The sequence below is a fragment of the Gordonia heveisoli genome, assembly GCF_030315745.1.
In the GTDB taxonomy this organism is placed as follows: domain Bacteria; phylum Actinomycetota; class Actinomycetes; order Mycobacteriales; family Mycobacteriaceae; genus Gordonia.
The window spans coordinates 78,385-104,833 of the sequence record NZ_JASXSH010000011.1 but is presented as its reverse complement, the minus strand read 5'-3'; the positions used below and the strand labels follow the sequence as shown (position 1 = coordinate 104,833).

The window sequence follows — 26,449 nt, the reverse complement described above, 5'->3', positions numbered from 1 at the left end:
CGCTCGCCTTCCTCGTTTCGGTGACCGAAACCCTAAACCTGAACCATAGATTTAGAGTTATGTCAAGTAATTCCGTGATGCCCAAGACGGTAAGCATGTCGCGGCGCCGGAGCCAGGTTCATCCTCGGCGTGTCGTGAAGTTGGGTCCGAATTGGTCGTCCGGTGTGCCACCGGCGGCTAACGGTATGCGGGGAACTCCGGACTGGACACGTTGTAGTTCTTGGCTTTACGCGTCAGCAGCGCTGTCAGCGTACGCGCCTTGTCCGCGGTGCGGTCACTACCACCCCACACCACTGTCCGGTTCCCCTTGAGGGTGAGAGTGATGTCCACCGGAGAGTTCGCGGAGATCTTCTCCAGTTGCTGCGCCAATGGTTCGGGCAACTCACCGACCACCTTGAGCGCGGCCAGTGTCGACGGGTCGGCCGGACCCGGATCTGGCGTCTCGAAGGCGGGCAGCTTCAGAATCTCCGGCGGCACTCCCCCGCGCCGGTCGAAGTGCATATACGTCACCCCACCACGGTCGAGTACAAGCACGTTGTCCCCGTCGTGCCGGATGACCAGCGGGACACGTTCGACGACGGTGATGACCAGCGTCGAGGGATACGAGCGCTGCACGCGCACCGTCTCCACCGCCGGAATGGCCGCCACCCGCTGCGCGACCGCACTCGTGTCCACCTGCAGCAACGGGGTCCCCGACGCAACGTCGGCGACCCGGAGAACCTCGTCTTCGGCGATCGTATGCACACCGTCGACCTCGGTGGAGCGCACCGACATCAACGGCGTCAGGTAGGCGATCAGCCCGAGTCCGACGACGACCGCGACGAGGAGCACCGCGCCACCGAGCCACCGGCCGCGCCCCGACAGCCGGTCGGGCAGGTGCGGGCGCCTCATGATGCGGCGCCGCCGCCGGACTCGATGGCGGTCAAGATCTCCGGCCCCTGCATGGTGATGTCGCCTGCCCCGAGCGTCAGCACCACATCACCCGGCCGCACGAGTTCGGCTACCTGCCCGGCCAACCGAGACAGATCCGGTGCGAAGACCGCTGGAACCGTCATCCGGTCGATGATCAGGCGACCACTCACCCCGGGCACCGGCTCTTCCCGGGCGCCGTAGACGTCGGCGACCACCGCAGTGTCCGCAAGATCGAGTGCCGCGGCGAAATCGTCGGCGAAATCGACGGTGCGCGAATACAAGTGCGGCTGGAAGACCGCGACCACCCGCCCCTGCCGCCCCACCGACGACGCACGGGCCGAGATCATCTCGCGGGCGGCCACCAGCACGGCGGCCACCTCGGTCGGATGATGGGCGTAGTCGTCGACGACGTCGATCCCGTTCGCGCTGCCGCGGAATTCGAAACGGCGGTGGACACCGCCGAAGGATCCGATACCGTCGGCGACCGACGACAGCTCGCCGCCGACCGCGACACCACCAAGGGTCGCACCGATGCCGTTGAGGGCCATATGTTTTCCGGGCAGGGTGACGGAGATCGTCCGTTCGACAGCGCCGTCGGCACCGGGAAGATCGAAGACGACCGAGGCCACCGCGCCGACACCGCGGGGCTCCCAGGAGATCAGGCGTGCCGCATTGGGTACACCGGGAGCGCTCGCGGCGTAGGCCCCCTCGCCGTAGCCGAGCACCGCGACCCCGCGGGCGGCCAGCCGCTGCGCAACCCGGCCGCCGAGTGCCGCCGCACCCGGATCGTCGAGGCAGATCACCAGCGTGCCGCCCGGCTGGATCCGGTCGGCGAAATCGTCGAAGACGGCCACGTAGGCGTCCAGCGAACCGAAGAAGTCGAGATGGTCGACGTCGATGTTGGTGACCACCACCACATCCGGGCTGTATTCGAGCAGCGAGCCGTCACTCTCATCGGCCTCCGCGACGAAGACGCCGTCGTTACCGTGGTGGGCGTTCGTGCCCGACTCGTTGAGTTCCCCGCCGATCGCGAAGGACGGATCGTGCCCGGCGGACTGCAGGGCGACCACCGCCATCGACGTCGTCGACGTCTTGCCGTGTGTGCCCGCGATCAACAGCGTGCGATGCCCGACCATCAGCTCGGCGAGCACCCTGGGTCGCAACAGCACCGGGATTCCCCGCGAACGCGCTGCCACCAGTTCGGGATTCGTCTTCGGGATGGCGGCGTGCGTGGTCACCACCACCGACGGGCCGCCCGGTAGCTGATCGAGGGCCGAGGGATCGTGGCCGATCTGGATGCGTGCACCGCGGGTCCGCAACTCCAGGATCCCGCGGCCGTTCTTGGCGTCCGAGCCGGAAACCTGACCGCCACGGGCCAGCAGGATCCGGGCCAGACCCGACATCCCGGCACCGCCGATGCCGACCATGTGAACTCGCTGCAACTGTTCGGGCAGTGCCGCGGCAGGCTCGTCGCTCATCGTCGACTCCCCCGGGCCGGCTGGGCGTCGCGGAAGGCGGCGGCCAGCTCGAGTGCGTCCGTCGCCACCGCCGTCGCCGCATCCCGATGTCCGGTGCCCGCGGCCGCCGCCGACATCGCCGACAACCGCGCGGCGTCGCCGAGCAACGCCGGGACCTCGCGCGCCACCCACTCCGGCGTGACGTCGTCGTTGTCGACGAGCACCCCGCCGCCGGCCTCGACGACCGGCAGTGCGTTGAGACGCTGTTCGCCGTTGCCGTGCGGCAACGGCACATAGATCGCGGGTAGTCCGGTCGCCGATACCTCGGCCACCGTCATCGCGCCCGAGCGGCACATCACCAGGTCGGCCGCCGCATACGCCAGATCCATCCGCTTGAGATAGCCGACCGCTCGGTACGGCGGCGCACCGGCCGGCACCTGCGGGTCGATCGAATTCTTCGGACCGTAGGCGTGCAGGACGCCGATGCCCGCGTCGCCCAGCGCCCCGGCCGCACCCGCAACCGCGTCGTTGAGTTGTTGTGCGCCTTGCGATCCGCCGAAGACGAGCAATGTCGGAGCATCCTCGTCGAGGCCGAAATAGTGCCGCGCCTTGGCGCGCAGCGCCGACCGGTCGAGTTCGGCGAGCACACCGCGCACCGGGATCCCGACCACCTTGGCACCTGCGAGTCCCGAACCGTCGACGGCGGCCAGCACCCGATCGGCGAAGCGGGCCCCGACCTTGTTCGCAATCCCGGCCGAGGCGTTGGCCTCGTGGATGACGATCGGCAGCCGATTGCGGCCGCGCAACCGACTGCGGGCGGCGAAATACGCGGGCAGCGCGACGTAGCCGCCGAAGCCGACCACCACGTCGGCCTCGACGTCGGCGAGCACCCTGCGGGTGGCCGCCACCGACCGGATCAGCCGAGCCGGGGTCCGGGCCAGTTCCAGCCCGGGCTTACGCGGCAGCGGTACCGGCGGGATCATCTCCAGCTGATAGCCGCGTTCGGGCACCAGGGTGCCCTCCAGACCGCGGGTGGTACCCAGCGCGGTGATCCGTGCGGTCGGGTCCAGTCGCCGGACCGCGTCCGCGACCGCCAGCGCCGGCTCGATATGACCGGCGGTACCACCACCGGCGACCACGACCGACAACGGCCGCTCCGAGGCAGCCGTCGAATTGCCTGTTCCCGCAGAACTCACCCGTACATCCACTCCAATATCGTCACGCCGCACCAGCCGGCGCACCGCAGGTCTCGCCGTCGTCGGCGGCCCGCATCAACGCGTTGTCCTAGTCCCGGTACCGCCCGGTGTCGGATCGTCGGTACCGATCCGGCGAATAACCGCCACGGTAGCCGACACCCCGCTGCCCGGTCGCGTCAGACCGATCGCGTGTATAGGACGCGCGTGTGCGTGTGGTCGGCGCCGGAGCATCCTGCTCCGCCTTGCCCCACATCGCGCGGATGCCGCGCGACTGCGACCGGGAATCGTGTCGAGGTGCGCCACGTCGTTGGCGCGCGGGCTGCGTTCGTCCGCCGGTGCGGGTCGTCGATCCCGCCGCCGCACGCCGCCCGGCGGCCGCGGACGTGTCTCGGCGTCGCGCCGCGGAGGCGTCTCGGCGTCCGGCCATCGAACCGGGACGGGTCGGCGCCACGGCCGTACGCGGTTGCACCGGCGCTCCCCGCCGACGTCGCTGATCGAGACGATCACGTAGCGACTCGACCCGAGTCTTGCGGTAGGCGACCGGCGTCGGTAGCCGCAGCAGACGTGACATCCGTGATGGCTGACCGGTGGTGAGAGCCGCCACCGCCTCCGGTTCATGACGCGCCGCGTTGGCCAGTAGGCCCAGCATCGCGAGCACGGTCAGCGCCGATGTGCCACCGGCGGACAGCAACGGCAACTGGATTCCGGTCACCGGCAACAGCCCGATCACGTACCCGATGTTGATGAAGGCCTGCGCGGTGATGATGACGGTGATCGTCGAGGCGAGCAGCCGCAGGAACGGATCGGTCGAACGGCTCGCAATCCGGAAGCCCGCATAGGCGAGCACGATGAACAGGAAGACGACGAGCAGGCCGCCGATCAGGCCGAGTTCCTCACCGATGATCGCGAAGATGAAGTCGTTGTGGGCATTCGGCAGGTAGTTCCACTTCGCGCGGCTCTGGCCGAGGCCGACGCCGAAGACGCCGCCGTTGGCGAGCGCATAGGTGGCCTGCCGTTCCTGATAGCCGGCGCCCTGCGGGTCGTCGATGTTGTTCAGGAAGCTCATCACGCGCTGCGAACGGTAACCCGCGGCGAGCGCGAGGATCACCGCGACGCCGATCGCGGCCACCGCAAAACTCAGGAATACCTTGATGGGCAGCCCGGCGAACCACAGCAGCGAACCGATGATGATCGCGATGGTGATCGTCGTACTCAGATTGGGTTCGAGGATGATGAGCAGACAGATCAGCAGACCGACCGGCACCAGCGGAATGAGCAGCTCACGCAGCGAGGCGTTCTCCTGCCGACGAGACGCCAGCAGGTGTGCGCCCCACACACAGAGTGCGAGTTTGACCAGCTCCGAGGGCTGTACGGACAGTCCATAGATCACGAACCAGCGGCGGGCGCCCTGGCTCAGGGTGCCGATACCCGGCACGAGCACGAGTGCCAGCAAGATCGTGGTGACCACCATCAGCGGCGCGGCGACCCGGCGCAGCATGCGGACGGACACCCGCAACGTCAGATAGAAGATGACGAACCCGAGGAAGGCGAAGATCAGCTGCGTGGTGAACAGGCCGTAGGCCGAGCCGTCCTTCGAATATCCCTCCACCGACGACGCCGACAGAACCATCACCAGACCGAAGACGGTGAGCAGGAAGGCCATCGTCAAGATGAGGTGATATGACGCCAGCGGTCGCGACAGCAGGTTGCGCACGCCTTCGAGGGCGACCGCGGGCAGCGACGGTTGCCGGGTCGCCGAGCGCTGGGCCGATTCCTGGCGATCTGCGCCGGCTTCGGTGTCGGATTCGGTGGCCGCATCCGGTGCGGCCGCGGTCTCCGGTGCGGCGTCGTGGCCGGTGTGGGTACGCGTGGTCATCGGTCCGCCCCGGCGTCGGCCACGCGGCGCGACGCCGCGGCGAACGCGTCTCCGCGGCGTCCGTATCCGGCGAACATGTCCAGGGAGGCGGCGGCCGGCGCCAGCAGCACCGCGTCGGGTCTCCGGTCGGCGGTCTGCGCCAGTTCCCACGCCACATCGACGGCGCGGTCCATCACCGCGACGGCGGCAACCTCGTCCCGGGTCGTCCCGGGTGCGGCGCTGCGTGGTGCGGCACTGGCATGGGGGGCCGATCCGGCGCGGTTCACGTTCACCCGCCCATCGTCCCCTGTGAATACTGTGACGGCTGGGACTTCTGGGGCGTGTCGCGCGATCGCTTCGAGGATGATGTCGCGATCACGGCCAATCGCCACCACCCCGGCCAGCCGATCCCGGACGGCAGTGATCAGACCGTCGACCGGCGCACCCTTGAGCAGTCCCCCCGCGATGAGCACCACCCGTTCATGCGCCGCCACCGCCGCCTGCGCGGCATGAGGGTTCGTGGCCTTCGAATCGTCGACGAAGGCGATGCCGTCGTGGACGAGGACGACCTCACCGCGATGACCTGCGGGCCGGAAGTCCGACAGTGCCGCCGCGACCGCCTCGCGCGGCACCCCGACCGCGAGTGCCAGGGCGGCCGCGGCGAGCGCATCCATTCGGCCGGATGGTCCGGCAGGCTGAATCGCATCGGCGGGCAGCAGCATCCCGGCGCCGAAGGCCCGATCGGTCAGCATGCCGTCCACCACGCCGAGTTCACCGTCGGCAGGCTCGTCGAGGGTGAACCCGACACGTCGTCCGGTCACCGCCAGCCCCGACGCCACCTCGTCGTCGAGTCCGACCACACCGACCGTCCCGGTCAGCGCGCCCGCCTTGGCTGCGGCGTAGGCCGCGAACGACCCATGCCAGTCGAGATGATCGTCGGCGACATTGAGGACCACTCCGGCGTCCGGGCGCACCGACGGCGCCCAGTGCAACTGGAACGACGACAGCTCCGCGCACAACACCTCGACCCGCGGCTGCATCCGCATCGCGTCGAGCACCGGCAGTCCGATGTTGCCGCATGCGGCTCCGGACCGGCCGGACGCGGCGACGATGTCGGCGAGCATCGATGTCGTCGTGGTCTTGCCGTTGGTTCCGGTGACCACCAGCCAGGTGCGCGGCGCGCCGAGCAAACCGCTGCGATCGACGTGCCAGGCGAGCTCGACCTCACCCCACACCGGCAACCCGGCGGCGAGCGCGGCGACGACCAGCTCGTTGTCGGGGGCGAATCCCGGCGACACGACGACCAGGGAGTATCGCTCGGTCCAGGCGGGGTCGTCGAGCAGGGTGCGGATGGCGACCGGGGTCAGACCCGCGGCACCCGCCTCGGCGGCGGCCGCGGGATCGGCGAACCGTTGGTCGGCGATACCGACCTGGGCACCCACCTCGGCCAAGAATCCGGCCGCCGATATACCCGCGGTGCCTGCACCGGCCACCAGCACGGGCCGGTCGGCCAGGTCCAGCGCCGGTCCGGTCGGATCAGCCATTGGCGAGGAACTCGCCGTAGAACAGCGACAGGCCGAGGGCGCAGGCGATCGCCGTCAGTAGCCAGAATCTGATGATCACCGTGGTTTCCGCCCAGCCCCCCAGCTCGAAGTGGTGGTGGAACGGGGCCATCCGGAACACGCGACGGCCGGTGGTGCGGAAGAACGCGATCTGGATGACCACCGACACGATCTCGGCGACGAAAAGCGCACCGATGATGACGGCGAGCAGTTCGGTGCGGGTGCAGATCGACAGGCCGGCGAGCATGCCGCCGAGGGCCAGCGATCCGGTGTCACCCATGAAGATCTTCGCCGGTGCGGCATTCCACCAGAGGAACCCGAGGCACGCGCCGCCACCGGCCACCGCGATGATCGCGAGGTCGAGCGGGTCGCGTACCGGGTAGCAGGCGGTGGAGATCTCCCGGGTCGGCTTGGCGCCGCCCTGGCAGGCGTTGACGAACTGGAAGAAGGTCACAAGCACATAGGAACCGAGCACCATCGCCATCGAGCCCGCGGCCAGACCGTCGAGTCCGTCGGTGAAGTTCACCGCATTCGACCAGGCTGCGACGACCAGCCAGCAGAAGATGACGAAGACGACCGATCCCATCGAAATGGCGTTGATGTCGCGGACGTAGGACAGGTTGGTGCTGGCCGGCGCATAGCCGTAATCGTTGTGGAACTGCAGTACCAGCACGCCGAAGATGATCGCGGCGCCGAACTGCCCGATCGACTTGGCGGTCTTGTTCAGTCCCAGGTTGCGGTGTTTGCGGATCTTGATGATGTCGTCGAGGAAGCCGACACCGCCGAGGACGGTGGCCAGCCCGAGCACCAGCAGACCCGACGCCGTCGGTCCGTTTCCGTCACCGGTGATCAGACCGACGAGGTGGGATCCGAAGTAGCCCAGCCACAGTGCGGCGATGATCGCGACACCACCCATCGACGGGGTGCCCCGTTTGGTCTGGTGGCTCTGCGGTCCTTCGACCCGGATCTCCTGGCCGAAGCCCTGCCGGGTGAACACCTTGATGAGCACCGGGGTGAGCAGGATCGAGACGGCGATCGCGATCGCACCCGCGATGAGGATCTGGGTCATCGCACCGTCCCTGTCCGCACTGCTACCGTCACCTGCTCATCCCCTTGTCCGTCAACCGTGTGTCCGCGACTTCCCCGGACCTCACCGGGCAGCATTGCCGCGATGGTCGTTCAGTGTGTATGCGAGGTCACCGGCGACCGTGTCGAGCAGGCCCGCCACCGACGCCGAGTTCGCCGCCACCAGCACCACGTCGCCGTCACCGGGTCGCCAGCTCGCATCGTCGCACAGCAGTCGGCCGGCCGCCTCCGCCGAAGCCACGATCGCGGCCTCCTCACCCCAGGAGCCCTCCATCACCGCACCCTGGTGCAGCGCATGCACGGCTCGTGAGTCCCCGATGCACAGCGTCTTGTCGACGGCCAGCCGGACCGCCTGTCGGCCGATGCGATCGTGTTCGACGACGCGCTCGTTCTCACTCAGCCCGTCCTCGACGGTCAGGTCGCCGATGAACGCCCAGGTCCGGATCGTGCGGTCGGTAGCTTCGGCGCGTGCCGCGGTAGCTTCGGCGCGTGCCGTGGCCCCGGCCTGCGCCAGCTCACGTAGCAAGGTGCGGACCTCGTCGACCGACGACGGCACCGCCGCGCGGATCACCGTCACCGTCGCGCTCATGCGTCGGCGCCGTTCGTCTGCCGCGCGTCCAGAGCCGCCGCGGTGACCTCCCGGTCGTCGAATGGATGTTTCACTCCGTCGATCTCCTGACCGGTCTCATGTCCCTTACCCGCGATCAGCACCGTGTCGCCGGTCCGCGCCCAGGCGATCGCGGCGGTGATCGCCGCAGCGCGGTCCCCGATCTCCTGGACCGGTTGCGCTCCGGCCGGACGATCCGACGTCGCCACCGCCCGCGCCCCGGCGCTCACCTCGGCGCGGATGGCGCCCGGTTCCTCCGACCGCGGATTGTCGTCGGTCACGATGACCAGTTCGGCTCCCCGGGCGGCGGCGGCCCCCATCAGCGGACGCTTCGCCATATCCCGGTCGCCACCGGCGCCGATGACGATCGCCACCCGCCCGCCGGCCCCGGCGGCCTGCGCCTGCCTGCGCAAGGTACCCAGAACCGCCTGCACCGCCCCCGGCTTGTGCGCGTAGTCCACAAGTGCCAGAAAGTCTTGTCCACGGTCGATGCGCTGTAGGCGGCCGGGCACGGTCACCGATGCGATCGCCCCGACCGCGGTGGCCGTGTCGACACCGGCGCAGGTCGCGGTCGCGACGGCCAGCAACGCATTGGCGACGTTGTATCGGCCGGGCAGTGGTACCACGAGTTCGGCAGCACCGTCCGGACCCGCAACGACGGCCTGCGAACTTCCGTCCGGTGCCACCGCCACGGATTCGATCTGCCAGGTCGCACGCACCTCACCGGTGGAAACGGTCACCGGGGGCGTCTGTGTGCCCCCGCCCGCGACCTTGGTCCGGGCCACCTCGACCATCCGTCGCCCCCAGTCATCGTCCACGCAGATCACCGAGCGCACCGCATGCGTCGGCGACGCCGGGTGGAACAGCTGTGCCTTGGCGTCGAAGTAGGCCGACATCGTGTGGTGGAAGTCCAGATGATCCTGCGACAGGTTGGTGAAGGCGCCGATCGCGAAATGTGCGCCGTCGACCCGGCCCAGGGACAGCGCGTGGCTCGACACCTCCATCACGACCGCATCGACCCCCTGCTCCACCATCGCCGCGAGCATCGCCTGCAGGGTCGGTGCCTCGGGAGTGGTCAGCGAGCTTGGCTGGGCGACGCCGTCGACGCGGGTCTCGACCGTGCCGATCAGTCCGACCGACAGGCCGGCAGCGAGCAGAGCCGCCTCGACCATGTAGGCGGTCGTCGTCTTGCCGGAGGTTCCGGTGATGCCGATGAGTTTGAGCCGCTGAGACGGATTCCCGTAGATGCGCGCACTGAGCGCGCCGAGCACGGTACGGGGCTGCGGATGTACCAGAACGACCAGCGAGGACTCCGGCGGGAGGACCGCGGCCAGTTCGGCACGTCCGGCCGGATCGGTGAGCACCGCGACCGCACCCGCGGCGACGGCCTGATCGGCGAACCGGGCGCCGTGGGTGCTGCCGCCGGGCAGCGCCGCGAACAGATCGCCCGGACGCACGTCCTGGGCGCGCAGTGTCACCCCGGTCACCACGGTGTCGGTGTCGGCGGTGCCGATGAGGTCGAGCCGGGCGCCGGTGGAGGCCGAGAGCACCCCGACCGGGATCGGTGTCACGGTCCGGGGGCGCAGCGGGCCCCGGCGACGACGGTCAGACGACATCCTGGCCACGCCTCCTCATCTGCGCCTTGCACGACTTCATAATCGGTTCCGGGTGGACCGACATCCGCCCGGCGTCGTTCGTTCAGTCCAGAACGAACTCACGATACCGGCCGGACTCCGGTCGGATTCCCGCGGTCCGCATGCGTTCGCCACCGACATCGGTCAGTCGGCGGTGAGAATCATCCGCGGCGTCGGCCGGGCCGACAGCGGAACCCGGTCGCGCTGCAGCATCCACGACGCGATGGTCGAGAACAGCGGGGCCGCCGACTGGCCGCCGGTGCCGTCCGAGCTTCGGCGCGGATTGTCGAGCATGATGCCGACGACGAACCGAGGCTGGTCGGCGGGCGCGATCCCGGCAAAGGTGATGTTGTAGCTCGAATTGGAGTAGCAGCCGCAGGACGGATCCACCTGCTGGGCGGTACCGGTCTTACCCGACACCTGGTAGCCGGGCACCGCCCCCTTGACGCCGGTGCCCATCTGATATCCCATCGGGTCGTCCTGCATGACCGCACGGAACATGTCGCGGACCGTGCGCGCGGTCTCCGGGCTGACCACCCGGACCGGATCCGGCCGTCGCAGCACATCGGGACCGTGCCCGTCGGTCTGTTCGCTGAGCATGATTCGCGGCGGAACACGCAGACCGTCGTTGGCCATCGCCTGGTACATCGCGGTCATCTGTAGCAATGTCATCGAAAGGCCCTGCCCGATAGGCAGGTTCGCGAAGGAGCCGCCCGACCACTGACTGAGTGCGGGCACTTCCCCGGCACTCTCGGCGGGCAGCCCGACCCCGGTTCGGAGGCCGAGACCAAATCGGTTGACCATATCCGCAAAACGCTTCTCCCCCAGTTTCTTCGCAAGCATCAGGGTGCCGACGTTGGAGGATTTGCCGAAGATTCCCGCGGTGGTATACGGCTCGACGCCGTGTGCCCAGGCATCACGGACCGTTACGCCGGCCATCTGGATGCTGCCCGGAACCCGATGAACAGCCTGCGGGGTCGTGAGCCCGTATTCGATGGCCGCCGCCGCGGTGATCACCTTGTTCACCGATCCGGGTTCGAAAGGTGAAGTGACCGAAGGATTGCCGAGTTCGGCGTGTCCCTGTTCGGACAGCGGCATCGACGCGTCGAATGTTCCGTCGTTGGCCATGGCGAGCACCTCGCCGGTCTTCGCGTCGAGCACCACCGCCGACGCCGAGCGCGCACCCGAGGCCGCCTTCGCCTTGGCCACCTGACTCTGCACGAACCATTGAACGTCGGAGTCGATGGTCAGTCGGACCGTCGCGCCGTTGATCGCCGGGTGGACGTTACGTGTACTACCCGGGATGACCGCTCCGTCCGAGCCCTGGTCATAGGTCTTGGATCCGTTGGTACCGGCCAGAATCGAGTCGAGGGAGGCTTCCAGGCCGATGAGGCCGTTGCCGTCATAGTTGACGTCGCCGATGATATTCGCCGCCAGCGACCCACCCGGATAGAGACGGATACTCTGAACGTCGGCGCCGACCTCGGGGTACTCACCGATGATCCGGTTGGCAACTTCGGGACTCACCGAGCGGGCTAGGTAGACGAAAGTGTCGTTGCCGGAGACCTTGGCGAGGATGTCGGCTTCGCTGATGGATCCACCGAGCGCCTGCGATACACCCTTGGCGATCTCACGCAGTCGGGTGTTGGCATCGGGCAGCTCTGGATGATCGCGATGTTCGGCGTCGATCGACTTGCGGACCGCACGCGGCAAGAAGGTCAGCGCCCGCGCCTCGTCGGTGTACGCCAGTGGACGGCCGTTCCGGTCGAGGATGGAACCTCGCTTGGCAGTGAGGATCTGAGTGACCTGACGCTGCTCGGCCGCCTCGGCCGCGATAGATGAGGCGTCGATGGTGTGCACGACGATCATGCGGACGGCCACCACCGCCACCACGACCGCGACCAGCACACCGGCCGCACGGGCGCGGAACAGGAAGGCTTGCGGTCCACCCGCCGGGGCGATCCGAGATCCACTCATCGGCGAGCGCGTCCGCCCCTTGCTCGCACGTTTCATGGTTGTCAATTGTTCACCGATTCACTGCGATTGCCCGGAATTTCACGTCGGCGGGTTGCGACGGATGTGATGAGATTCGCCAACCGCAATCCCGGCCGGAGGTCAGCGCGGCGCATCCGGCACGACCGGCGCGGGCGTCGGCTGAGCGGTCGGAGCCGTCGGCACCGCCGAAGGTGTTGCGGCACCGCCGTTCGGTGCCGGCGTGGGTGTTCCCACCCCACCGAGGCCGATCGAATCCTCCACCGCACGTGGGTCGACGGTCTCCGCGGGCTTCGGCGCCTTCGGCCGGTTGAGGTCGTCCATCGGACGTCCGGCCACCGGGGTCGGTTTGCCCGCGATGCGCGGCTTGCGGTTGGGATCGACGATCATCCGTGCCGCATTCGGTGCCGGCACCATCCCCAGATCCGCTGCCTTACGCGCCAATTCGGGAGCCGAATTGGCCGACTCGTAGGCACGCCGCAGCGAATCGAGGTGATCATCGAGCGCCTGATTCGTGCGGCGTTCGGCGCTGAGCTGATAGGAGTCCTGGGTCGACTTCGTCGACAGCCAGAGACTGAGTCCCAGACCCAGCACGAGCAGCGCGATGACGGGCACCACGAAAGGCACCCCGCGCAGCCGCTCGACCAGCGAAACCCGGGGTCCAGCAACGATTGTGGACGGTTTGGAGGTGCGCACCGTTCGCGCCGACCCACCGTCGGCCACCCGCCGGTTGCGTCGATCGAGCGCCCGCTGCGCCGCGCGCGACCGGGTGGCGCGCTCACTGTCGACCCGACCGCGACGGTCGGTTCGGCGTGCCCGTTCCGGCGCGGTGCGCACCTGCGGTTCGTCGTTCAGGATGGTCATCACGCATCCCTCCTCTCGACACGTTCGATTACCCGGACCCGGACCGGCGCCGAGCGCGGATTGCGCTCGAGTTCGGCTTCGTCCGGCCGTTCGGCACCACGGGTGATCAGCCGGAATTCCGGTGCGGTACCCGGCAATTCGACCGGTAGTCCCGGCGGCGAGGTGGACGTGGTGCGTGTTGCGAACTCACGCTTGATGATCTTGTCCTCCAGCGACTGGTAGCTCATCACCGCGACCCGGCCGCCGACCCGCAGCGCGTCGGTGGCCGCGGGCACCGCGGTCTCGATCGCCTCGAGTTCGTGGTTGACCTCGATCCGCAGGGCCTGGAAGGTGCGCTTGGCCGGATGCCCGCCGGTCCGCCGGGTGGCGGCCGGAATGGCGTCGTAGAGCAGTTCGACGAGTCGTGCGCTGGTGGTGAACGGCTCCTTCTCACGCTCCCGCAGAACGGCCGACGCGATACGCCCGGCGAAACGTTCCTCTCCGTACTCGGACAATACGCGGGCGAGCTCACCGTGCGAATAGGTGTTGAGGATATCCGCGGCGGTGAGGTCGTCGTCGGGATTCATCCGCATGTCCAGCGGCGCGTCGACGGCGTAGGCGAAGCCACGTTCGGCCCGATCGAGTTGCATCGACGAGACGCCGAGATCGAAGAGCGCGGCGTCGATCGCCGGCGATCCGGCGGCGTCGAGAACCTCGGAGATCTCGTCAAATGTGGCTTGGTGAAAGGAGATCCGGTCACCGAACTCGGCCAGCCGTGCCTGCGCGATGGCCAGCGCGGAATCGTCACGATCGATGCCGATGAGCCGCACGTTGGGGAACCGTCGGGCGACAAGCTCGGTATGCCCGCCCGCACCGAGAGTGGCGTCGACGAAGATGCGCGGCCCGTCTGCGTCGAGTGCCGGCGCGAGCAGATCGATCATCCGCGATGCCATGACGGGAATGTGCCCGTATGACTGTGCGTCGTCATTCTCTGCGTCCACGGATGTATCCCTCGACCTCGACAGGCCGCGGCAGCTCGACGAGCAGACCGCGGCGGTCCTGCAATGAATCCGGGTGGAGCGGGGTCCCGCTCCGGTCACGCACCTGGCGTTGGGGAAGTACGCCAGGGTCGGACCGGACCGGGGCCTCGGACCACCCGAAGCCCTGTTCATCTGTCCGCGTCCTTCTCGACTACAGGACCGCGCTCAGCGCGGCCGAGTTGGCGGCCGAGAAGTTCTCCTCGTGTTGGTTCTGGTACTCGTGCCAGGTGGCCGCGTCCCAGATCTCCAGGTGGTCGAAACTGCCGAACACCACACATTCCTTGGTCAGTCCCGCGTAGGCCCGATGATCGGCGGACAGGGAGATCCGGCCCTGCCCGTCGGGTCGTTGCTCGTCGGTGCTGGCGAAGAAGTAGCGCTGGAAGGCGCGCGCCTCGGGATCGTTACGCGATGCCTCGACGATCTTCTCCGCGATCACGTCGAACTCTTCAGCCCGATACACCGACAGGCTGTGGTCCTGGCCCTTCGTGACCATCACCCCTCCTGCCAATGCGTCGCGAAACTTCGCGGGCAACGTCAGTCGCCCCTTGTCGTCCATCTTGGGCGTGTAGGTGCCGACAAATCGCACGGACATGTCGACACCTCCTGCCCACTGGGAGTGACGTTCCGGTGTGCCTCACCCAGTGCTGCCACAGTACCCCACTTTCCACCACTTTCCACCCCCACACCCCCTCCAATCCCCCACGTGAGCACAAAAGACCAGGTCGTGACCATAAGAAGTGGTGGGGGAAATCTGCGAGACCCGCGTGTCAGCGGTCGCCTACGCCGATAACGGTGTGAATGATGAGCACCAAAGAGACAGCAGGGACCAGCGAATATCGCCATGTGGGGCAAAGTGGGGAGCCAGAGACACAGCCAGTGGGGCACCGTGGGGAATGCGGTGGGGCACCGTGGGGAAACAAAGCCGTGGGGAAAACAAGGGAGCCGCGCATCCTCAGATGCGCGGCTCCGATTACAGCCTGGGGTGGAGTGTGGTCACTCCTGTTCGAAACGGCGGTTGAAACGCTCTTCCATTCGCTCGGACAGCTTGCGCTTCGGCCCGCCCGACGCCTTCGATCCGCCCCGTCGAGTGCGGTCGCCGGTCGGTCCGGACGCCGAGGATCCACCACCCCAGAGGGCGAGGAGTCCGGCGCCGAACATGATGATGAAACCGATCAAGCTGACGATCGGGAAGCCACCGATGGTGACGTCGATGATGAGACCACCGACCAGCAAGACGAGCCCGACGACGAAGACCGCGACAGCCTGCAGACGCCGACGTCCACTGGAATGTCCGAGACGTCGTCTCTTGACACTCGACGCGAACTTCGGGTCTTCCGCGTACAGAGCATTTTCGATCTGTTCGAGCATGCGCTGCTCGTGCTCCGAAAGTGGCACCGACCCTCCTTCTCCAACAGTCCCATCGACGTCGACAACGACCTCGACCCGCTCATGCGCCAACAACTGCGCGCTACCTGGTTCCATGATACGAGGTGAAGCCATCGGCGACCACCATTACCTGCCGTTCTTCATCATGCCGCGACAGATGTCACGCCGTGTAGCCCATCGGATCGGCCATCCCGGACAGCCTGCCCTGCTCGTAAGCGATGACCAATTCCTCGGTGCGATGCAGAAATCCGGCAACTGCGACACGCAGGGCGTCCGCCCGGGCCGGCTCGACCGTGCGCACAATCCCCGACTCGATCCGCATCCGCATGGCGGACAACGCGGCGAAGCGGTCGGCGTCGTCGGCCAGCGCCGGCACAACCATCGCAATGCGCGTCCACGCGTTGGTGGAGCCGCGCCGGGCCCGCGTCGGGGCTTCATGAACAGCCAGCGCCGCCCCGGCACCGCGCAGCGCGGCCAGATAGTACTGACGGAACCGCTCCGCGTCGTCAGGCACGGCGTCGGCATTGTCGAAGATCAGATACGCACGATCGAGCAGATCTCGCGCCCGGCCGATCATCATCGGATCAGCGGTCGCGCGCCCGACACGGCGACTTCCCGAATGACTGCCCATATCAGCGCTCCTCCCATAGCCGCCGGGACGTCTTCGCAGGTGAGCCCGCCCGGCCTTCGTCATGCGAGTTGTACCGCAACGGTCCGACAATCCCCGACGGCCTCGATAATCGGCTGCCTCGACCACTTGGGGCGACGACCGTTGCCGGCCGATCCGGCGGCGCGCGCTTCCCTCGCTCACCGCCGGACCGCCGCGTCGTCGGGTGAATGGCGAACAGCTTGCGGAGGCACATTCATCGAACACCCGTTCGACACGTTCAATATAGCTAGCGCAGCGCCGACCTTCAAGGCGTATGTGATGGTCCCGATCACGGTGATCCGTTCCACCTGCCGACAGAGAGGACGTGAGCGTGACGATCCGGCTGGTCAACCTCACCGGGCAAGATGCCCACGTGTGGCTGGAACCCGCGCTGGACATCTATGTGACGGCGATGAACTACCCCCAGGGCACCGAGGTGCACCGCGCGTCGCTGTGGCGCGAACACATCGCCCGACCCGGCTGGCGGGCGGTAGGTGCGGTCGCCGAGATCCCGCCGCAGGATGCGTGGAACTCCCCCGCCGCGCGCCGCAGGCTCGGCCCCCCGATCACCCGCGCCGACAACGAGGTGCTGATCGGCATCGCCTACGGCTACACCGGAGCCGGAGATCAGTGGTGGAATCAGCAGCTGCGGCTCGGGCTGCGCCACACCGGACGCCCCGCCGATTACATCGACGCGGTCACCCGGAACTATTTCGAACTCACCGAACTGCATGTGCATCCGAGCGCGCAGGGACGGGGCGTCGGCCAGTTGCTGCTCAACCGCCTGCTCGCCGGCCGCACCGAACAACAGGTGCTGCTCTCCACGCCGGAGATCCCCGACGAGGGCAACCGCGCCTGGGCTCTCTATCGCCGGATGGGCTTCGGCGACGTGCTCCGCAACTTCACCTTCACCGGAGATCCCCGACCGTTCGCCTTCCTGGGACGGCGGCTCCCGCTGGCCGGGGAGGCCCCCACCGGCGCCGCCTCCGGGACATCGCCCCGATGACCCACCCGAGGCGGGACGCGATCATCGTCGGCGCAGGCCACAACGGCCTCGTCGCCGCGGCCTACCTCGCGCAGGCCGGACGCGACGTACTCGTCGTCGAACGCGACGACATCCCCGGCGGCGCCGTCTCCACCGTCGAACGCTTCCCCGGATACCGGGTGGACCGCGGATCGTCGGCGCACCTGATGATCCGCCACTCCCCGATCCCCGACGAACTCGAGCTGTCCGCTCACGGACTGCGATATCTCGACTGCGACCCATGGGCGTTCGTCCCGGCCACCGACTCCGCACCGGCCATCGTCTTCCGCACCGACCTCGACGCGACCTGCGCATCCATCGAACGATCCTGTGGTCGCCGCGACGCCGACGCCTACCGGCGATTCGTCGGCACCTGGGCACCGCGTGCACGCGCGGTGATGTCGTCCTTCTATCGACCGGCGACCCCGGCCCGGTTCGGTTCGGCCTTCCTCGGCCTGGGCGACACCGCCACCACCGCGCGCCGCGGCCCGCTCGGCCGTCGCAGCGGTCAGCTGCTGTCGTTGACCCAGGAACTGATGGCATCCGGCGACGCCCTGCTCGACCGCTGGTTCGATGCCGAACACCTCAAGGCCGGTCTGGCGTGGTTCGGCGCCCAGTCCGGGCCGCCGATGAGTGCGCCGGGCACCGCGCCGATGATCGGTTTCGCCGCACTCATGCACGACATCCCACCCGGCCGCGCGGTCGGCGGCAGCGGGGCGCTCACCGAGGCCCTGATCCACCGCCTGGCCGCCGACGGCGGTGAGGTGCGCTGCCGCAGCGCCGCGCACACGATCTCCCGATGCGGCGACCACTGGCGGGTCGGCTTCGGCGGCGACAGCAACGGCGACGGCGACAGCGACGGTGACGGCGAATCAGCCTGCGCGACAACGGTGATCAGCGCGGCTCACATCTTGGTCACGCTCGATCTGCTGGCCGCGGGCGGATTCGACGCCGCGACCATCGCCCGGTGGCGCGCCGAGGTGGTGGTCGGCACCGGCATCGGGATGGCGGTCCGGCTGGGCACCACCGGCCTCCCCGACTACCGGGACCTGCCCGCCGGGCTGCCCGCACACGGCGTCCACTCCGGACTCGGACTGCTGGTGACCGATCGAGCGCAGCTGGTCCGCGCGCAGGCCGCGGCCGCGGTCGGCGAACTGCCGCCCCGACCCGCCTGTGTCGCGATGAGCTTCTCGGCCATCGACGACACCCTGGCGCCGCCGGATCGGCATGTGATCAACGCGTGGGCGCAGTGGCATCCCCGGCACCTCGCCGGCGGGCAGGACTGGAGTACCGTCGCCGAACGCGCCGCCGACGCCGTCTGCGCGGAGATCGACCGGTTCGCACCGGGATTCGGTGACTCCATCGTGCACCGCCACATCCAGACGCCGGCGGATCTGGAATCCGAGCTCGGGCTGATCGGCGGCAACATCATGCACGTCGAGATGTCCATCGACCAGATGTTCATGTGGCGACCGCATCCCGACCTCGCCACCCACCGGGTGCCCGGCGCCGACGGCGTACTGCTGGCCGGGGCGTCCACCCATCCCGGCGGTGGCGTCACCGGTGCCAGTGGCCGGATCGCCGCGCACGCGGTCCTGGGCGGCGGCGGGCATCTGCGCCGGTTCCGCACGCGCGGGGGCCGCGGTCTGCGATGACCGCCGTGATGTCTGGCACGATGAGCACCGTGCGAACCACACACCCTGCGATGGCCCGTCTGCTGCCGATGCTGTCGGCGCTGCTCCTGGTGATGGTGTCACCGCTGCTCACCGGCTGCCTGGAACGTTCGACCTCGGTCGGCGACCGCTACTCGGGCACCATCGTGGTCACGACGACCCCGGACAATCCCAATGGTCAGCCGCGTATCGACCTTCCCGAGTCGATGATGTCGCAGGTGTCGCTCACGGACTTCCGCGCCGACGCCGACAACAGCACCGAAGTGGTGCCGTCGTCGCCGAGTACCCCCGATTCGACCCCGGCGACCCCGACCGAGGACTCCGACTCACCGGGCGCCGACGATCGGATCACCCGAGTCGGCACGCGGGTCAGCTTCGCCGACCTCACCTCCGGTCAGCTCAGTCAGCTCGGGGACATCGTCGCCGATGCTTTCGACGACACCACGGTCACCATCGACCTGACCGCCAACCGCAGTGACGAGGTGGTCCGGTTCCGGGGCAGCGCCGATCTGACCGAACTCGTCGCCGGCCGCGATCAGGTGCAGATGACGATCACCTTCGACGGCCCGGTGACCGCGACCAACGGCCAGCAGAGCGGCGATTCGTCGGTGACCTGGAGTCCCGAGTCGGGTAAACCGGCCGACTTCACCGCCGACGCGACCTATGCCGACCCGGCGACCGCCGCCGTCTCCAGCTGGTCGTGGTTCGTCGCGCTGCTGTGCCTGGTGGTGGTGGGGATCATCGTGTGGATCGCCTACCGCAACCGGGACCGGGCTCCGCGACCGGGACGCCCGACGACGGCGGGCACGCCGACCGGTTCGGCGACGAAGGGCACGCCGAGCACCACCGGGACGACGTCGGGCGCTGCCAAGGGTAGCGCGCCCGGGTCCCGCACCCCGTGACGGTCAGGAACCGCCGGCCAGCGCGGGCGCGCTGAGCGCGTCGCCGACGTCCACGCCGAGACGTTCGAGCACCTCAGAGGTCGCCTTGGCGAAGTTCAGGCTGCAGAAGTGCAGGCAGGGTGCTCCCTCGGCGATCAATCGTTCCGCCATCTCGGTGGCCAGGTCGATACCGACCGCACGCACTGCCGCACGGTCCTCCTCGGGACCGTCGCCCGCGGCCGCGGCCAGCCGCGCCTCGACCGCAGGCGGCAGGACCGAGCCCGACAGCTCGACCATCCGGCGCACGCTGGCCAGCGACGTGATCGGCATCAGACCGGGAATGATCGGCTTGCGGGCCTGCTCGGCGTCGGTCGCCGACACCCGGTCGCGCAGCCGCAGATAGTGGTCGACGTCGAAGAACATCTGGGTGATCGAATATTGGGCACCGGCGCGCAGTTTGCGCACCAGATTGGCCGTGTCGTGATCGAGGTCCGGTGATCGGTGATGGCCTTCCGGGAAGGAGGCCACACCGACGTGGAAATCGCCGAGACTGTCGATCAGACTCACCAGCTCGGCGGCATATTCGACGCCCGCCGGATGGGCCACCCATTCGCCGAGCGGATCGCCGGGTGGGTCACCGCGCAGCGCGAGGATGTTGGTGATGCCCTGGTCGGCGTAGGCACCGACGAGTGCGCGGAGTTCGGCGATGCTGTGGTTGACCGCGGTCAGGTGGGCGACCGGCAGCAGCGTCGTCTGGGCGGCCAGCTCGCCGGTGATCCGCACCGTACGGTCGCGCGTGGAGCCGCCCGCACCATAGGTCATCGACACGAAAGCCGGCCCGAGCCGCTCGAAGGTGCGGACCGCACGCCACAACCGCGCCTCGGAATCGGCGTCGCGCGGCGGGAAGAACTCGACGGAGAAGGGCACCGGTCCACGGTGCGGGGCCGCCAGCCGCTCGACGATCGACGGCGCGCGATCGGAGCCGGGCTGACCTGCTCGGTTGGGCAGAGTTGGAGTCACTCGACCATCATACGGACTCACCTGCGGTGCACCCTGGCCGGTCGCATAGCCTGACAGGGTGAGCACCCCGAGCCCAACACCCCCGGCGTCCCTGGACGAGGTGCCCGCGGCCGTCGAGGCCGTGCTGGGCACGTTCTTCGACAGCGCGGTGGCGGTGGCCGCCGAGATCTCCCCCGTCGTCGGGGTCGCGGCCGAGACCGTGCGCGACTTCGTGCTGCAGGGCGGCAAACGCATCCGTCCGGTCTTCGCCTACGCCGGCTGGCGCTGCGGACAGCCCGACCACACCGACCCCACGACCGGGGCCGACGTGGCGCTGCGCGTCGGCGCAGCCCTCGAACTGGTACAGGCCTGTGCCCTCATCCACGACGACATCATCGACCGCTCCGACACCCGCCGTGGACGCCCGACCGTGCACCGCACCTTCGAAGCCCGCCATGCGGACGCGTCGTGGGCCGGGGACGCCGGACATTTCGGGGTGTCGGCCGCCATCCTCGCCGGCGACCTCGCGCTGTCCTGGGCCGACGACCTCATCCACGGCCACACCCCGTCCGGGCCCGACGACGATCCCCGTCCGGGAGCCGCCCTCCCCGCGGGTGTCGGCGACACCTGGGCGGCGATGCGCACCGAGGTGCTGGCCGGTCAGTACCTCGACATCGTCAACGAGGCCAGTGGCGACGAATCGGCCGACGCCGCCTACCGGGTGATGCGGTACAAGACGGCCGCCTACACCGTGGCGCGCCCCCTCGAACTCGGCGCACGGCTGGCCGGTGCCGACCCATCGGTCATCGACGAGCTGCGTGCGGTCGGACACGATCTGGGTATCGCCTTCCAGTTGCGTGACGACCTACTCGGGGTGTTCGGCGACCCGGCGCGCACCGGGAAACCCTCCGGAGACGACCTGATCGACGGCAAGCGCACCACCCTGCTGGCGATCGGACTCGACCGTGCCCGGCAGCACGATCCCGCACTGGCCTGCGCCCTGCGCGCGTCGATCGGCCATCCGCTGTCCGAAGATGAATTGGCTTCTGCGCGAAATATTCTCGTCGAGGTCGGCGCCGTCGCCGAGATCGAGGGCCAGATCTCGACACTGCTCGACTCCGCACTCGCCACCCTGTCGTCGTCCGCGATCGATCCGGCGATCCGGACCGAACTGACCGCGGTCGCCCATCGCACCGCCCATCGCGAGGCCTGATGAGAGCCGCACCGCTCGATCGTCCGGTGCACGGCTCCCATGTGGTGGTCGTCGGCGCCGGCCTGGCCGGATTGTCAGCCGCACTGTGGCTGCGCGGCGCCGGCTGCGCCGTGACCGTCGTCGAACGGGCCGGCGTACCGGGTGGCCTGGTCCGCACCGAAACCATCGACGGCCTTCGATTCGACACCGGCGCAACCGTGCTCACGATGCCCGAACTGATCACGGCACCGCTGGCCGCGGTCGGGCTCGACGCTGCCGCCACGCGTGCCCAACTGGATCTGATCGACGTGGCACCGACCTATCTCACCCGCTTCGCCGACGGCACCCAACTCCCGGTCCCCCGCGATCGCACCGAACTGCGGGCCGCGGTGGCCACCGTCTTCGGCGATGACGAGGCCGCAGGCGTGGACGCGCTCGGCGACTGGCTGGCCGACCTCTACGATGCCGAGTTCGACGGTTTCATCGACCACAACCTCAGTCGGACAAGCGATCTGATCGACCCTCAGCTGGCAGGCGCCGCCGCCCGGCTCGTCGGCATGGGCGCCTTGCGCAGGCTCACCCCGGCCATCGGGCGTTTCGTCACCGATCCGCGACTGCAACGGGTCTTCACCTTCCAGTCCCTGTACGCCGGTGTGGCACCACAGCGAGCGGGAGCCATCTACGGGGTCATCGCCCACATGGACATCGGCCGCGGCGCCTGGCATCCGCGCGGTGGAATGGGCCGCATCGGCCGGGTCCTGGCCGACGGCCTGACCGGCGCCGGCGGCGAGCTACGCCTGTCCACCACGGTCACCGCGATCCGAACCGACGGTCGGCGCGTGGACGGCGTGACGGTCCGGGATGCCGCGGGCGGCGAGGAATTCCTGACCGCCGACGCCGTCGTCGCCACCGTGCCGATCGCCGGGCTGACCGGCCTGCTCGCCACCCAACGACCCCGGGGTCCGCGCTGGCGCAACATCCGGCATTCACCGTCGGCCCTGGTGATACACGGAACGGTCGACACACAGATCAGCGCCGAGTGGCCGCGCGCCCACCACACCGTCGACTTCGGCGACGCCTGGGCACAGACCTTCGCCGACCTCACCCGCGCGCCGGGCCGGCCGATGCGCGATCCGTCCTTTCTCATCACCCGTCCCGCGGTGACCGATCCGGACGGTTTCACCAGCGGCACCCGCGAAGCGGTGTCGGTACTCGCACCGTGCCCGAACCTCGCGGTCGCCGAGCTGGACTGGGACGCCCTGACACCCGCCTACGTCAGCGAATGTCTGCGCGCCCTCGAACATCGTGGCTATCAGGGCATCTCGTCGATGACCGTCGCCAAGGTCGATCACCCCGGGACCTGGGCCGACGCGGGCCTGCCCGACGGCACCCCGTTCGGCGCAGCTCATCTGCTGCGCCAGACCGGTCCACTGCGCACCCCCAACCAGTGGCCCGGGCTGCCGAATCTGCTCCTCGCCGGCAGCTCGACGTTGCCCGGCGTCGGCATCCCGCCGGTCCTGGTCTCCGGCCATCTCGCGGCCCAACGACTCCTCGGTCCCGATCATCCGATCGCGGCATCGAGCGCCATCGACGAGAGGACGCCGTGACCGCCCGACGCGAACTCGTCCTCGGCACCGTCGGCGCGGTGCTGGTATGCCTGGGCGCCTTCGGTGTCGGCGACCCGCCGCGCAATCATCGGCTGCTGACCGACCTTGGTCTGAGCTGGCTCACCTACGGTCACGGGAAGACCCTGTGCGCCATCCTCTTCTGGGCCGGGGTGGCAGCCATGGTGTTCGCGTGGGTACGCCTGGGCAGACTCGTCCACGCGCCTGAATCAGGGGTGTCGGTGGCGTCGCTGCAGCGTTGGGTGCTCGCCTGGGCGGCGCCACTGACGCTGACCGTCCCCGTCTACAGCCGTGACGTCTACGCCTACCTGGCGCAGGGCGCGGTCTTCGGCGCGGGCTTCGACCCCTACGCCGACGGTCCGGCCCACCATCCGGGTCCACTCCTGGACAGCATGGCTCAGGTGTGGGCCACCACCTCGGCACCCTACGGTCCGATGTTCGTCGGCATGATCCGCGCGGTCACCGAGGTGACCGGCGACCACGTCATCCTCGGAGTGCTGGTGATGCGCCTGGTGCTGTTGCCCGGACTCTTCTTGTCACTGTGGGCGGTCCCGCGCCTGGCCAAGCACTTCGGGGCGTCGCCGCAGGCCGGACTGTGGCTGTTGCTGTTCAACCCGATGGTCCTCATCCACCTGGTCGCCGGGCCGCATGTCGAACTGCTGATGATCGGCGTACTGCTGGCCGGGCTGACGCTGCTGGTGACCGGACGCCACCTCAGCGGGCTGGCCGTCCTCGGTCTGGCCGTCTCGATCAAGATCACCGCCGGCGTGGCCATCCCGTTCGCGGTGTGGATCTGGCTGTCGCACATCCGCTCCCGCCGCCCGGTCACCGCCCGCGATGTCGTCGGCGTGTTCGCCGCGGTGATCGGGGTGACGGTGGCGGTGTTCGGCGCCTGGACGCTGATCGTCGGTCTCGGGCTGGGCTGGCTCACCGGACTCGGCTACGCCGACGTCATCATCAACTGGTTCACGGCACCTACCCTGGCCGCGCACCTGGTCACCCTGGTGGCGGCTCCGTTCGTGGCGCTGAATCTGCAACCGGTACTGGAGGTCACCCGGACGATCGGATCCGGACTGCTCGCGGTGATCCTGGTGACGCTGTGGTGGCGCCACCGGCACGACGAACGCGACGCGGTGGCCGGCATCGCATGGGCGATGCTCGCCGTGCTCATCCTCGAACCATCCACACTGCCCTGGTATTACACCTGGGCGCTGGGCATCGCGGTGGCCTTCACGCTGCCCGGCTGGGCGCGGGCCACCATCGTGGGGGCGTCGACCTTCCTGCTCATCGTCTTCCAGCCCGACGACGCCATCGCGTTCTACCAGCCGGGTGCACTCCTGCTGGCCGGTGCGCTGTCACTGCTCGCGGGCTGGTCGCTGCTGCACCCGGACCCGTTGCGCCTGGGCCGGTTCGGCCGCTGGGCGTGGCATGGTGCCGGTGACCCGTCCCGGCAGCCGGTGCCGACCTCGACATGACCCCCGACCCGAACCCGCTTGTCCCGGTGGCCGCGGCCGATCGGCTCGCCGCCGGACACCGGCTGGCCCGCACGATCACCGCGCACGGGGGCCGCACCTACTTCCTGGCCGCGCATCTCCTTCCGCCGCAACGCCGGGCAGCGGTCTTCGCGCTCTACGCCTTCGCCCGCATCGTCGACGACGTCGTCGATGGGACCGTCGACGGCAACGTGACCGGCGGTGTGCCCAGTGCGGGCGGTCCGCGTCCGACCCGGCCCGACGCCGCCCGTCGACTCGATGAGATCGCCGCGGCCCTGCACGCGACGCTCGCCGTCGATCGATCGACCGATCCCAGCGGACCGGTGGACACCGACGATCGGCTTGCCACGATCCTGCCGGTGCTGCACGAGACGGTGCTCCGCTACGAGATCGCCCCGCACACCTTCGACGCCTTTCTGCGGTCGATGCGCATGGATGTCCCCGGTACCGCCGAGTTCACCGACCGGTACCGCACTTTCGACGAGTTGGCTCGCTACACCTACGGATCGGCCGCGGTGATCGGGCTGCAACTGCTCACCGTCCTCGGCGCCGACCCGACACCGTCGACAGCCGCCGCTGCCGCCGCGCTCGGCGAGGCCTTCCAGCTGACCAACTTCCTGCGTGACGTCGCCGAGGACCTCGACCGCGACCGGATCTATCTACCCACCGACGAACTCGCCGCATTCGGGGTCGACGAGGCGGCGCTGCGCGCCGACCGGCTCGCCGGGCGCACGAGCACACCACTGCGCCGGGCACTGGCCCACCTGATCGCCGTCAATCGCGACCAGTACCGGCGTGCCTGGCCGGGAATTGCTGCGCTACCGGGATATTCGGCGCCGGCGATCACCGCCGCGGCGACCACCTATCACGACATCCTCACCGCGATCGAGGACTGCGACTACGCGGTGTTGGATCACCGGGTGATCGTCACCCGGCGACGTCGACTCGCCAGGGTCGCCGCGGCAACCCTCAGAATGCCTGCGCCTGCGCCCGGCGGATGACCTCGCGCGCCGAGTCGGTGTGGAGCGCGGCCGCCGGATACATCCCCAGATCGTCCTGCACGGTGAACAACCACGACATCGCCTCGTCGCGGGTGAACCCGCCGTCGAAGAGGACGGCGACGAGACCGACGAAATGTTTGGTGATACCGAGATCGTCGAAGAACAGTTCCGGCACCGCCGCCTGCCCATCACGGGACACCGCGAGCAGGTGATGCTCATGGATGAGTGTCCGGACACGGCCGGACGACACCTTCAGTCGCTTGGCGACGTCATCGGTCGTCAGGATGGCCACATCGGGCGGAAGAGTGTCGGGAGACAACGGCAGCGAACCCACATCCGATA

At 68.8% G+C, this 26,449-nt stretch carries 23 protein-coding genes; 7 read left to right on the top strand and 16 right to left on the bottom strand.

Annotated features, from left to right (window positions below; genetic code table 11):
- Positions 1-177: 177 nt before the first annotated feature.
- The 14 genes from QSJ18_RS11690 to QSJ18_RS11625 all read right to left on the bottom strand — a co-directional run bounded on the left by QSJ18_RS11690 (position 178) and on the right by QSJ18_RS11625 (position 16,201).
- A complete protein-coding gene (locus QSJ18_RS11690; protein ID WP_286326623.1) occupies positions 178-891 on the bottom strand; it encodes a cell division protein FtsQ/DivIB in 714 nt (237 codons plus the stop codon).
- A complete protein-coding gene (murC, locus tag QSJ18_RS11685) occupies positions 888-2,390 on the bottom strand; it encodes a UDP-N-acetylmuramate--L-alanine ligase (protein WP_286326622.1) in 1,503 nt (500 codons plus the stop codon). The genes QSJ18_RS11690 and murC overlap by 4 nt, the downstream gene beginning before the upstream one ends.
- On the bottom strand, positions 2,387-3,565 hold the full coding sequence (gene murG / locus QSJ18_RS11680; RefSeq protein ID WP_286326621.1) for an undecaprenyldiphospho-muramoylpentapeptide beta-N-acetylglucosaminyltransferase: 1,179 nt from the start codon (positions 3,563-3,565) through the stop codon (positions 2,387-2,389). The genes murC and murG overlap by 4 nt, the downstream gene beginning before the upstream one ends.
- Before the next feature lie 88 nt (positions 3,566-3,653).
- Positions 3,654-5,441, bottom strand: coding sequence for a putative lipid II flippase FtsW (gene ftsW / locus QSJ18_RS11675; protein ID WP_286326620.1), 1,788 nt, complete (start codon positions 5,439-5,441; stop codon positions 3,654-3,656).
- On the bottom strand, positions 5,438-6,964 hold the full coding sequence (murD, locus tag QSJ18_RS11670; RefSeq protein ID WP_286326619.1) for a UDP-N-acetylmuramoyl-L-alanine--D-glutamate ligase: 1,527 nt from the start codon (positions 6,962-6,964) through the stop codon (positions 5,438-5,440). Before murD ends, ftsW begins: the two co-directional genes overlap by 4 nt.
- Positions 6,957-8,051: a phospho-N-acetylmuramoyl-pentapeptide-transferase gene (gene mraY / locus QSJ18_RS11665; protein WP_286326618.1), complete on the bottom strand. Its 1,095-nt coding sequence runs from the start codon at positions 8,049-8,051 to the stop codon at positions 6,957-6,959. The genes murD and mraY overlap by 8 nt, the downstream gene beginning before the upstream one ends.
- A gap of 81 nt (positions 8,052-8,132) precedes the next feature.
- Positions 8,133-8,657: a UDP-N-acetylmuramoyl-tripeptide--D-alanyl-D-alanine ligase gene (locus QSJ18_RS11660; protein ID WP_286326617.1), complete on the bottom strand. Its 525-nt coding sequence runs from the start codon at positions 8,655-8,657 to the stop codon at positions 8,133-8,135.
- Positions 8,654-10,291: a UDP-N-acetylmuramoyl-L-alanyl-D-glutamate--2,6-diaminopimelate ligase gene (locus QSJ18_RS11655; RefSeq protein ID WP_286326616.1), complete on the bottom strand. Its 1,638-nt coding sequence runs from the start codon at positions 10,289-10,291 to the stop codon at positions 8,654-8,656. Before QSJ18_RS11655 ends, QSJ18_RS11660 begins: the two co-directional genes overlap by 4 nt.
- Positions 10,292-10,453: 162 nt before the next feature.
- Positions 10,454-12,286, bottom strand: coding sequence for a peptidoglycan D,D-transpeptidase FtsI family protein (locus QSJ18_RS11650; protein WP_286326686.1), 1,833 nt, complete (start codon positions 12,284-12,286; stop codon positions 10,454-10,456).
- A gap of 138 nt (positions 12,287-12,424) precedes the next feature.
- A complete protein-coding gene (ftsL, locus tag QSJ18_RS11645) occupies positions 12,425-13,165 on the bottom strand; it encodes a cell division protein FtsL (protein WP_286326615.1) in 741 nt (246 codons plus the stop codon).
- A complete protein-coding gene (gene rsmH, locus QSJ18_RS11640) occupies positions 13,165-14,145 on the bottom strand; it encodes a 16S rRNA (cytosine(1402)-N(4))-methyltransferase RsmH (protein ID WP_286326614.1) in 981 nt (326 codons plus the stop codon). The genes ftsL and rsmH overlap by 1 nt, the downstream gene beginning before the upstream one ends.
- Before the next feature lie 190 nt (positions 14,146-14,335).
- Complete coding sequence (gene mraZ / locus QSJ18_RS11635) at positions 14,336-14,776, bottom strand: division/cell wall cluster transcriptional repressor MraZ (RefSeq protein ID WP_286326613.1); 441 nt, start codon at positions 14,774-14,776, stop codon at positions 14,336-14,338.
- 401 nt (positions 14,777-15,177) lie between these two features.
- The gene (locus QSJ18_RS11630; protein WP_286326612.1) at positions 15,178-15,579 is read right to left on the bottom strand and encodes a DUF3040 domain-containing protein; all 402 of its coding nucleotides are present in this window, start codon (positions 15,577-15,579) and stop codon (positions 15,178-15,180) included.
- A 151-nt stretch (positions 15,580-15,730) separates the two neighbouring features.
- Positions 15,731-16,201, bottom strand: a complete 471-nt coding sequence (locus QSJ18_RS11625; RefSeq protein WP_286326611.1) for an SAV_6107 family HEPN domain-containing protein — start codon at positions 16,199-16,201, stop codon at positions 15,731-15,733.
- 349 nt (positions 16,202-16,550) lie between these two features.
- On the opposite strand from QSJ18_RS11625, the gene QSJ18_RS11620 reads away from it, so the two are divergent.
- Genes QSJ18_RS11620 through QSJ18_RS11610 form a run of 3 tightly spaced genes read left to right on the top strand, consistent with a single transcriptional unit; the run spans position 16,551 to position 19,818 of the window.
- Positions 16,551-17,225 carry a GNAT family N-acetyltransferase gene (locus tag QSJ18_RS11620; protein WP_286326685.1) on the top strand — a complete coding sequence of 225 codons (675 nt, stop codon included), beginning with the start codon at positions 16,551-16,553 and terminating at the stop codon, positions 17,223-17,225.
- Positions 17,222-18,898 carry a phytoene desaturase family protein gene (locus QSJ18_RS11615; RefSeq protein ID WP_286326610.1) on the top strand — a complete coding sequence of 559 codons (1,677 nt, stop codon included), beginning with the start codon at positions 17,222-17,224 and terminating at the stop codon, positions 18,896-18,898. The genes QSJ18_RS11620 and QSJ18_RS11615 overlap by 4 nt, the downstream gene beginning before the upstream one ends.
- A 20-nt stretch (positions 18,899-18,918) precedes the next feature.
- Positions 18,919-19,818, top strand: a complete 900-nt coding sequence (locus QSJ18_RS11610; protein ID WP_286326609.1) for an LppM family (lipo)protein — start codon at positions 18,919-18,921, stop codon at positions 19,816-19,818.
- Between the two features lie 3 nt (positions 19,819-19,821).
- Here QSJ18_RS11610 and QSJ18_RS11605 read toward each other — a convergent pair whose 3' ends face one another.
- Entirely contained in the window at positions 19,822-20,817 is a 996-nt protein-coding gene (locus tag QSJ18_RS11605; RefSeq protein ID WP_286326608.1) for a methylenetetrahydrofolate reductase, read from the bottom strand.
- A gap of 58 nt (positions 20,818-20,875) precedes the next feature.
- On the opposite strand from QSJ18_RS11605, the gene QSJ18_RS11600 reads away from it, so the two are divergent.
- From QSJ18_RS11600 to QSJ18_RS11585, 4 genes are read left to right on the top strand one after another with little or no spacing between them, the layout of a single operon-like run.
- Complete coding sequence (locus QSJ18_RS11600; RefSeq protein WP_286326607.1) at positions 20,876-22,009, top strand: polyprenyl synthetase family protein; 1,134 nt, start codon at positions 20,876-20,878, stop codon at positions 22,007-22,009.
- Positions 22,009-23,595 (top strand): phytoene desaturase family protein, encoded by a 1,587-nt coding sequence (locus QSJ18_RS11595; RefSeq protein ID WP_286326606.1) that lies wholly within the window; start codon positions 22,009-22,011, stop codon positions 23,593-23,595. The genes QSJ18_RS11600 and QSJ18_RS11595 overlap by 1 nt, the downstream gene beginning before the upstream one ends.
- A complete protein-coding gene (locus QSJ18_RS11590; protein ID WP_286326605.1) occupies positions 23,592-25,088 on the top strand; it encodes an alpha-(1->6)-mannopyranosyltransferase A in 1,497 nt (498 codons plus the stop codon). The genes QSJ18_RS11595 and QSJ18_RS11590 overlap by 4 nt, the downstream gene beginning before the upstream one ends.
- A complete protein-coding gene (locus tag QSJ18_RS11585; protein WP_286326604.1) occupies positions 25,085-26,107 on the top strand; it encodes a phytoene/squalene synthase family protein in 1,023 nt (340 codons plus the stop codon). Before QSJ18_RS11590 ends, QSJ18_RS11585 begins: the two co-directional genes overlap by 4 nt.
- Here the strand turns inward: QSJ18_RS11585 and QSJ18_RS11580 are convergent.
- Positions 26,076-26,441: an Rv2175c family DNA-binding protein gene (locus QSJ18_RS11580; protein WP_286326603.1), complete on the bottom strand. Its 366-nt coding sequence runs from the start codon at positions 26,439-26,441 to the stop codon at positions 26,076-26,078. The genes QSJ18_RS11585 and QSJ18_RS11580 overlap by 32 nt on opposite strands.
- Positions 26,442-26,449: the final 8 nt, after the last annotated feature.